The 8,983-nt window shown below is 63.8% G+C and carries 9 protein-coding genes; 1 reads left to right on the top strand and 8 read right to left on the bottom strand.

The window, feature by feature from the left end; genetic code table 11:
• Positions 1 to 1,452 (top strand): ABC transporter transmembrane domain-containing protein (locus VKM35_RS12120; protein WP_324321277.1); only part of this gene is annotated, 1,452 nt, incomplete at its 5' end.
• A 157-nt stretch (positions 1,453 to 1,609) separates the two neighbouring features.
• Here the strand turns inward: VKM35_RS12120 and VKM35_RS12115 are convergent.
• The 8 genes from VKM35_RS12115 to VKM35_RS12080 form a co-directional block, all read right to left on the bottom strand.
• Complete coding sequence (locus tag VKM35_RS12115) at positions 1,610 to 1,813, bottom strand: cold-shock protein (protein ID WP_324321276.1); 204 nt, start codon at positions 1,811 to 1,813, stop codon at positions 1,610 to 1,612.
• Between the two features lie 100 nt (positions 1,814 to 1,913).
• Complete coding sequence (locus VKM35_RS12110; protein WP_324321275.1) at positions 1,914 to 2,660, bottom strand: S-methyl-5'-thioinosine phosphorylase; 747 nt, start codon at positions 2,658 to 2,660, stop codon at positions 1,914 to 1,916.
• Complete coding sequence (locus VKM35_RS12105) at positions 2,657 to 3,196, bottom strand: hypoxanthine-guanine phosphoribosyltransferase (RefSeq protein WP_324321274.1); 540 nt, start codon at positions 3,194 to 3,196, stop codon at positions 2,657 to 2,659. The genes VKM35_RS12110 and VKM35_RS12105 overlap by 4 nt, the downstream gene beginning before the upstream one ends.
• 5 nt (positions 3,197 to 3,201) lie before the next feature.
• Positions 3,202 to 4,206 carry a beta-N-acetylhexosaminidase gene (gene nagZ / locus VKM35_RS12100; RefSeq protein WP_324321273.1) on the bottom strand — a complete coding sequence of 335 codons (1,005 nt, stop codon included), beginning with the start codon at positions 4,204 to 4,206 and terminating at the stop codon, positions 3,202 to 3,204.
• Entirely contained in the window at positions 4,206 to 4,709 is a 504-nt protein-coding gene (locus tag VKM35_RS12095; RefSeq protein ID WP_324321272.1) for a CYTH domain-containing protein, read from the bottom strand. Before VKM35_RS12095 ends, nagZ begins: the two co-directional genes overlap by 1 nt.
• 90 nt (positions 4,710 to 4,799) lie before the next feature.
• Entirely contained in the window at positions 4,800 to 6,119 is a 1,320-nt protein-coding gene (rlmD, locus tag VKM35_RS12090; protein WP_324321271.1) for a 23S rRNA (uracil(1939)-C(5))-methyltransferase RlmD, read from the bottom strand.
• An 89-nt stretch (positions 6,120 to 6,208) separates the two neighbouring features.
• Positions 6,209 to 6,835, bottom strand: a complete 627-nt coding sequence (locus VKM35_RS12085) for a YdbL family protein (protein WP_324321270.1) — start codon at positions 6,833 to 6,835, stop codon at positions 6,209 to 6,211.
• A 10-nt stretch (positions 6,836 to 6,845) separates the two neighbouring features.
• On the bottom strand, positions 6,846 to 8,870 hold the full coding sequence (locus tag VKM35_RS12080) for a hypothetical protein (protein ID WP_324321269.1): 2,025 nt from the start codon (positions 8,868 to 8,870) through the stop codon (positions 6,846 to 6,848).
• Positions 8,871 to 8,983 lie beyond the last annotated feature (113 nt).

Raw genomic sequence — 8,983 nt, 5'->3', positions numbered from 1 at the left:
CTTTACGGGCATCTCCTCAGCCTCGATCAAAGCTTCTTCGAACGTACCCGTAGTGGCGAACTTATTTCAAGACTGTCTGCAGATGCCGAACTACTGCGCAGCGTCGTCGGCTCGAGCATGTCGATCGCCCTGCGTAGCGGCATCACGGTGATCGGCAGCGCGATCATGCTGGCGATCACCAGCCCGCGCTTGGGCAGTCTGGTATTGATCGGCATTCCGCTGGTGGTGGTGCCGATCGCGCTCTCGGGTCGGCGCGTGCGCGGCGCCGCCAAGGACAGCCAGGATCGCGTCGCCGATGCCAACGCCCGCGCTGGCGAAACCTTCAATGCCATGCACACGGTGCAAAGCTACGCGCGCGAACCGTTCGAGCGCGGACGTTTTTCCGAGGCCGTGCAGCGATCGCTGGGTGCGGCGCGCAAGCGCATCCGCATGCAGTCGATCCTCACCGCCTGCGTGATGATCCTGGTGTTCGGCGGTATCACCGCCATCCTCTGGGCCGGCGCGAAAGACGTGCTCGCCGGCACCATGACGCCGGGCACGCTGCTGCAATTTCTTTTCTACGCCGGCATCGGCACCGGCTCGGTTGGCGCATTGACCGAAGTCTGGGCTGAAGTCCAGCGCGCCGGCGGCGGCATGGAGCGCATCAATGAATTGCTGGGCGAGCGTTCGGGTCTGACCGTGCCGGCAAATCCGCAGCCGCTGCCTATGCCGATCCGCGGCGAGATCGAACTCGATCACGTGCGCTTCCATTATCCGAGTCGCCCTGATGCCGCCGCACTTGAGGATTTCAGCCTGCGCATCGCGCCCGGCGAAACCGTCGCGCTGGTCGGGCCGTCCGGCGCCGGCAAAAGCACGGTGTTCCAGCTGCTGCTGCGCTTCCATGATCCCGAAAGCGGACGCATCAGCGTCGATGGCGTCGATCTGCGCTCGCTCGATCCCTCGACCCTGCGCGACGCGATCGCGCTGGTGCCGCAGGACCCGGTGATCTTCGGCACCACCGCGCGCGAAAATCTGCGCTACGGGAAACTCGATGCCAGCGACGCCGAAATCGAAGCCGCAGCGCGCAGTGCGGAAGCGCACGAATTCCTGCTCGCTCTGCCGAACGGCTACGACAGTGAGTTGGGCGAACGCGGCGCGCGCCTGTCCGGTGGCCAGCAGCAACGCTTGGCGATCGCCCGCGCACTGCTGAAGAATTCGCCGATCCTGTTGCTGGACGAAGCGACCTCGGCCCTCGATGCGCAAAGCGAACGCGCGGTGCAGCAGGCGCTGGAACGCTTGATGGAAGGCCGCACGACGCTGGTGATCGCGCATCGCCTCGCCACCGTGCTGAAAGCCGACCGCATCATCGTTATGGACCACGGCCGCGTCGTCGCCCAAGGCACGCACGCCGAACTCGTCGCGCAAGGTGGCCTCTATGCCGAACTGGCGCGTCTTCAGTTTGATCATGCCTAACCGCAGCAGCAGCTATCTCAAGGCTCGCTAGCTTGCGGGGACAAAAACCCGACCTGTCCACTCAAGACTCACTAGCTTGCGGGGACAAAAAGCCCAACCTTGCCCAGAAAAAACCCCGCATCAGCGGGGTTTTTCTTTCAGGACTGGCGCGGGCCGGTCAAAGCGGTGCGACGTTCGCCGCCTGCTTGCCCTTCGGTCCCTGGACCACTTCGAAGCTCACGCGCTGGCCTTCTTTCAGCGAGCGGAAGCCGGTGGAGGTGATCGCGGAGAAATGGACGAAGATGTCCTCACTGCCGTCTTCCGGCGCGATGAAACCAAAGCCTTTCGCGTCGTTGAACCATTTTACGGTGCCGTTACTCATGAACTACCTCGAATGCTGATCTGGACGGAATGCCACGGCCCCGCTGGAAGCTCGGTCGCGTGCGCGGCCCGAGTATGAAGAAGGCAAAAAGCCTTGACAATCACCCCAGCATCGCCGCGATCAGACGCGGCAAGGACGCCGACGCGACTTCGACATTGGCCAGCACTTCCTCGAGGGTGATCTCTGCTGCATCGCCGCAGCCCGCGGCCCAGTTGGCGATCAGCGCCAGGCAGGCGTAATCGAGGCCGAGTTCGCGCGCGAGTCCGGCTTCGGGCATGCCGGTCATGCCAACCAGATCGCAGCCATCGCGACGCATCCGTGCGATCTCCGCGCGAGTCTCCAGACGCGGCCCCTGCGTCGCGCCGTAGCAGCCACCATCGACGACGTCAGTACCGACGCGTGCAGCAGCATCGAGAATGCTCCGACGCAAACTGGCAGTGTACGGGTCGCCGAAATCCACGTGCAGCACCTCGCTGCCTGGTTCTTCGCCGAGCGTGCTGATCCGGCCCCAGGTGTAGTCGATGATCTGGTCCGGGCAAGCGACGACACGCGGACCGAAGCGATCGCCAATGCCGCCGACGGCATTGATCGCCAGCACGCGGCGCACGCCGATGTCCTTGAGCCGCTGCAGGTTGGCGCGGTAGTTGATCTTGTGCGGCGGCAGCGAGTGGCCTTCGCCATGGCGTGCGAGAAACGCGACGCGGTGACCGGCGATCGTGCCGATGCGCAAGGGCCCGGAGGGCTTGCCGTAAATCGTCTCGCCCTCGAGCGTCTCAACAGCAGCGAGCGCCGCGAGCTTGTACAAACCGGTGCCGCCGATCACGGCAAGCGAGATTTCTGGATTCATTTGAGCGCGTAAAGTCCCGGCAGGTTTCGGCCTTGCTCGTGGTAGTCCATGCCGAATCCGTAGACGTAGCGATCCGGAACTTCCAGCGCCACGTAATTGGCTTCTATACCCTCGACGCGGCGATCGTGGTTTTTCACCGTGAGCACGGCGATGCGTACATCGGCCGCGCCCTGATCTTCGCACCAGTCGCGCACGGCCTTGAGCGTGTGGCCTTCATCGAGGATGTCGTCGGCCAGCAATACCCGCCGGCCTTCCAGCGGCGTCGCCGGCCGATGCAACCAGGCCAGGCCCGAGCCCGTTGTCGCGCCGCGATAACGCGTCGCATGCAGGTAGTCGAATTCCAGATCGATGCCCAGCTCAAGCGACAGCTGCGAGGCGAACAGCATGCCGCCGTGCATGATCGTCAGGTAGACGGGTTTGGCGCCGGCATAGTCGTTGCGGATATCGACGGCGATGCGGGCGATGGCACGGTCGATCTCGACGCGATCGAACAAGCGTTCGGAATTTTGCAGGGCGACGGCGAGATTGTTCGGCATGATGATCAGGCGATCTCCGGGCCAGTCAGGCGGCTTCGGGCACCATCGTAGCGCGCTTCGGCCAGCAAGCCCTGCCAACCGGCCGCGCCGCGGCCCATCAACGACACCAGCGTCGCCGTGTTGCTGCTCGGGCGACGATCCATCGCCGCCAGCGAATCGGCGACCAGCGCTGGCGGACAGACCAATACGACATCGCAGCCGGCATCAAGATGCGCATCGATGCGCGCAGCTACGCCACCCGCGGATTCCGCTGCGGCCATGCCGATGTCGTCGCTGAAGATGACGCCGCGGAAAGCCATTTCCCCGCGCAGAATCTCATTCATCCAACGCGGCGAATAACCGGCCGGCTCCGGTGCGACCGCCGGATACTTCACGTGCGCCATCATCACCGCATCGGCGCCGGCATCGATACCGGCGACGAACGGCAGCAGGTCTTCGCTGCGCAGCACATCCAGCGAGCGCGGATCGATGGCGTCGTCGAAATGCGTGTCTTCGAGCACCGAACCATGCCCCGGGAAATGCTTGAGCGTCGCCGCCATACCGGCGGCATGCATGCCGCGCACATAGGCGCGGGTGAATTCGGCAACGATCGCGGGCTCCGCGGAAAAAGCACGGTTGCCGATCGCGCGATTGCCGCGGCCAAGATCGACCACCGGCGCGAAACTCAGGTCGACGCCGGTGGCGCGGATCTCGCTGGCCATCAACCAGGCGTGCTCCTGCGCGAGCTCGAGCGCGCCGGCCGGATCGGTTGCGTAGCGCTTGCCGAAAATTTCCAGCGGTGGCAGTTCGACGTAGCCTTCGCGGAAACGCTGCACGCGTCCGCCTTCCTGATCGACGCAGATCAACTGCGGCCGCAGCGCAGCAGCACGGATGGCGGCACTGAGTTCGGCAACCTGATCGCGCGAGGCGAAGTTGCGGCTGAACAGGATCACGCCGGCGCAAGCCGGATGCTGCAGCCAGTCGCGCTCGTCCGCGGTGAGTTCCTTGCCCGAGATTCCGATCACCAGCATCAAGCTTTCTCCTCGTCCGTCCACTGCGAATACGGCCGATCGGCCAGGGCCAGATTGTAATAGCGCAACGCGTCCGTGACCTCCCTGCCCGCCCAATCGGGTTTGTCGAACGCGGTATCGGCGCTGGTCAATTCGATTTCGGCGACGGTCAGGCCGGCATTGCTGCCTTCGAAGACATCGATTTCCCAGAGAAATCCCGCGTAGCGGACGTAGTGCCGGGTCTTGTCGATGAGGCCGCCGACGCAGAGTTTCAGCAATGCTTCGGCATCGGCCAGCGGAATTTCATAGTCGAATTCCTGGCGAGTGTGGCCAAGCTCACGCGACTTCATGTTGAGGAAAGCCTGCCCGCCGGCGATGCGCACGCGTACCGAGGCCTTCTGCGTCCCCGCCTTCATCGCCGCCATGTCGTTGAGATAACCCTGCGCCATGCGCACGGATTTCTCGACACTGGCGCGCCAGCTGTCGCCGATGACGGTGAATTTTCTTTCGATCTCGATGGGCATGCGCACATTCCTATGTAGGAGCGGCTTCAGCCGCGACCTGCCTGTCCGATGTAAAGAGAAGTCGCAGCTCACGCCGCTCCTACACGATGCCTATTTCTCGAACAGCGCGATCGATTCCACGTGCGCGGTATGCGGGAACATATCCATCGCACCCGCAGCCTTGAGCGTGTAACCGCGCTCGCGCACCAGGAACCCGGCGTCACGCGCCAGTGAACCGGGATGGCAGGAAACATAGACGATGCGACGGATGCCCTTGAGCGGCATCTGCGCCAGCACCTCGGCCGCGCCCGCGCGCGGCGGATCGAGCAGCAGCTTGTCGAAGCCCTGTTTCATCCAAGCTTCGGAAGCAAGGTCCTTGGCGAGATCGGCGGCGTGGAATTCGACATTGGTCAGTCCGTTGCGCTGGGCGTTTTCGCGCGCGCGCGCCACCAGTCCGGCATCGCCTTCGACACCCACGACCTGTCCAGCGCGGCGCGCCAGCGGCAACGTGAAGTTGCCCAGTCCGCAGAATAGATCGAGCACGCGATCGCCTGGTTGCGGATCGAGCAGGTCCAGTGCGCTCGCGATCATCTTCTGGTTCAGGCCATCGTTGACCTGGATGAAATCCAGCGGCCGGAAAGCCAGGGAGAGATCGAACGCCGGAATCGAAAAATCCAGATCGACCGATTCAGGCCAGAGCGGGCGCACCGTGTCGATGCCGCCAGGTTGCAGAAAGACAGCGAAGCCGCTGTCCTTCGCGAATGCGAGCAGGCGCTGCTGATCGGCGTCCGACAGCGGCTCGAGATGCCGGAACACCAGCACGATCGGTCCACCGCCGGTGATGAATTCGATCTGCGGAATCGCGCGTTTGCCGTCCAGCGAATCGACCAGCGCAGCCAGCGCAGGAATCTTTTCGCCGAGCGCGGGGATGATCGTGTGGCACTCGCTGAGTTCGGCGACGAAGCGCGGATTGGTTTCGCGGAAGCCGACCACCGTGCGGCCCTTCTTCTCGACGAAACGCACCGAGAAACGACCCTTGCGGCGATAACCCCAGGCCGCATCGGAAAGCGGCTCCAGCACATGCGCCGGCTCGACATGGCCGATGCGCGTGAGGTTTTCCATCAGCACCTTGTGCTTGGCGGTGATCTGTTGATCCACCGCCAGATGCTGCAGCACGCAGCCGGCGCAGACGCCGAAGTGCGGGCAGCGCGGCGTCACGCGATCGGGTGACGCCTTGAGGACTTCCAGGGTTTCGGCTTCGTCGAAATGACGATTGCGGCCAGTTTGCTTGACTCGCACTGTCTCGCCGACCAAGGCGCCGGCGACGAATACCGTCTTGCCATCGAGGCGGCCGACACCGCGGCCATCGTGGCTGAATCCGTCGATCTCGATCTCGAATTCGCGGTTGATTTTGCTTCGGGATCGGGCCACGGGATTCGCACATGGAAAGGGCCGCGGATTGTCGCAAATCCGCGGCCCCAGGTGTGCAAAAGCAGTTTGTTTGCGCGTCCGGCCTGGCCCTATTTCTGCTTCCAGCTACCGTCCGCCGCCTGATACCACCAACCGGCACGGGCGCTGGCCACCCATTGCTTGGCGAAGGTCTGGCGGATCTGGCCTTCCCATTCCGCATGGCCATTGGCCACCGCGATTTCGCGATAGACGGCATTGCGATCGCGATTGTCGTCGGCGACGAACTGGTTGACGCTGACCCTGTCCTTCAATGCGATCTTGCTGGCATCGCGCACGACGATCAGGCCGTCCTTGCCGAAGCCCAACGCACCGCTGCTGAACTGCGCTTCGAGCGAACTCTGGAAGCGCTCGGCCATGCGGTCCTGGATCGCCTGGATGGCCGGCGTGCGGATAGTGATATCGACGCCTTCCGCGGCCTGTGCGCTGTTGATGAACAGCGACATCGGATCGAACCGCGGGCCCTGGTAAGCAGAAGGCTGCTTCTTTTCCTCAGGCTTCGGCGGCGGATTGGTGGCCGGCGCCGCCTGGTCACCAATGACCTTGTCGACAAACTCGGCGGCGGCGGCTTGAGCTTCCGCTGCCGGAAAATAAACGTTGATGGTGACGCAGGCGACCAGAACCATCGCACTGGCGATCAGCATCGGGGCCACCAACAACTGCGACATCGACTTGCGCATACCACTCTCCTTATTGGATGACCGGTGCCTGGCCTTCGGTGGCGGCCTTGAGGCGCGACACCAGCGTTGGCCAATCGACACGACGCCTGAAGCCTACCACCTGGATGCGAGGCACACCGGCACCGGCGACGATGATATAGCCATCGCCCGCTGAACCGATGCCATCCATCTGGCAGACGTTGTCCTTGAGCTTGCAGCCCAGACCGATGCGGTCGTAGCCGAAATCATCGAAAAACTGCAGCACTTTCGCCTGCAATCCGGCAACCAGGCCACTGCCGCCGACGCTGGAAATATCCTTGACCGCGCGCTGGCTGATACGGCGCTTGCCCTTGAAACTGCTGTCGCTTTCCAGCTTCGCGTCGAACGCCACCGGCGACCAGTCGACGAGTCGCAGTTTGTCGATGCGACCATCGAGTCGCCCGGTCATCGAACCGAAATCGAAGGCCTTGGTCATCGGTTCCAGATCGATGTCCTGCAAGGCCACGTCGGCCGACAACGTTGGCGCGATGCCCAGCGGTCGCTCCATAACGAGATCGGAAAGGCGGATGTTGCCGCCGAACAGATCCATCTCCAGCCCGCCATCGAGCGTGAGGATGCTGGCGGCGTAACGCGCCGAGGGAATCTTGCCGCCGATGGTGCCGGTGAATGGCGGCCAGCCGAGTCGCTGCGACAGGCTGGCGAGATCGAGTTTGTCCATGCCGACGCCGAATTGAAACGTCGCGCCGGTCTCGCCCTGCGGCGCCTGCCAACGCAGGTGATCGAGTGAGATGCGACCCTCAAGCACATCCATCGCCACCGGCGCGTCAAGACGCAATTCGCCTTTCGCGCTGCTGAAACCAAATTCCGCACGGCCCAGGCCGATGCCATAAAGCGCGCCGCTGCTCCAGGAAAAACGACTCGCCACGGGCGCTTCGCCTGCGCTCCAGCGCAGATCGCCATTGACGCCAGCGATGGTGAAGCGCGCCTTGCTGTCGATGGCATTGACCGCAGTGAACTGCCCCTGCGCCGCATCCAGTTGCCCGGCACGCAACCGCAATCCGGCCTGCACTTTTCCGGTCAGCACGAGATCGGGGAAACCCGCCGGCGCAAGAAATCCGCTGAGATAGCGATCGCGTGCGGTCGCGAGATCGCCCAGCGAGAGGTCGAGGTCGAGGTCGGCGATCGCGCCATCGGCAGCGAGCGTCGCCGCGCCTTGCGCATCGAACACGCCGGGATCGGACCAGCGCAGCAGCGGCAGTCGCCAGCGCGCTGTGCCCTGACGTTCGCCAAGCACCTGGATGGTCACTGGCGTTGTCGGCAATTGCGCGTAGAAATTCGAGGCGAGGAATTCGCCGCCGCGCAAATCGAGACGCGTGTCCAGGCTCTGACGGCCGGCGAGGTCGCGATAATTTATTTTCAGCTGGCCCTTGAGTCCAGCGGCCGCGAGCCAGCCGGTTGGCGTCTCGACATTCAGACTGTCGATGGCGAGATCCGTGCGCACTTCGAACGGCCCCTTGGCCGGCGTCAGCACATCGATCTGTCCACCCAGCCTGCCCTGTGGCCAGCTCCCCTCGGACCAGAGACTCGCAAGATAGGCCTTGAGCCAGGCCACCGGCACGCGCTCGAGTTTGATACGGGAATCATCCGGTGCCGCCGCCAATGCCTGATAAGCGATGCGGCTGTCGCCGATGCGCAGTTCCGCTTCGGTGGCCGCTGCGGAAAACACCACAGCCAGTGGCGCGCCGGCCGAGCCGTTGGCGCGCACTGGCCCAACGCAGCGCCAGCCCTGTGTTTTTGTACGCGCCAACGGACACTGCCAATCGATATCGCGGGCGCGGTAGGAGATCGAGGGGAAATCCAGCGACGCCGCGCGCAGGCGCAACGAACCGCTGCTCGCGCCATCAGGCCAATCCAGCAATATCGTGACGCCTTGCAGCGAGCCAGCGCCGGTGCTCAGGTGCGCGACGCGCAACTCAAGTTGCTTTGCCTGCGCGCCGCCAGCCACGCAGGCCGCGGCGAACAAGAGGAGCTTGATGACGGCATGGGTAATCCGCATGCTGCAAGAATAGTCGGTTTGACCGGACCTGTGAGCGAAGCCGCTGACGATGAGCACGATGGGCCCGCACCTGTTGTTGATCGAGGACGATGTCGTCAGCCGCGCGTTTCTGC

Origin of the sequence: Arenimonas sp. (assembly GCF_035312645.1) — a bacterium.
GTDB lineage: Bacteria > Pseudomonadota > Gammaproteobacteria > Xanthomonadales > Xanthomonadaceae > Arenimonas.
The sequence above is the reverse complement of the archived record's forward strand: the minus strand, read 5'-3'. Positions and strand labels throughout refer to the sequence as shown.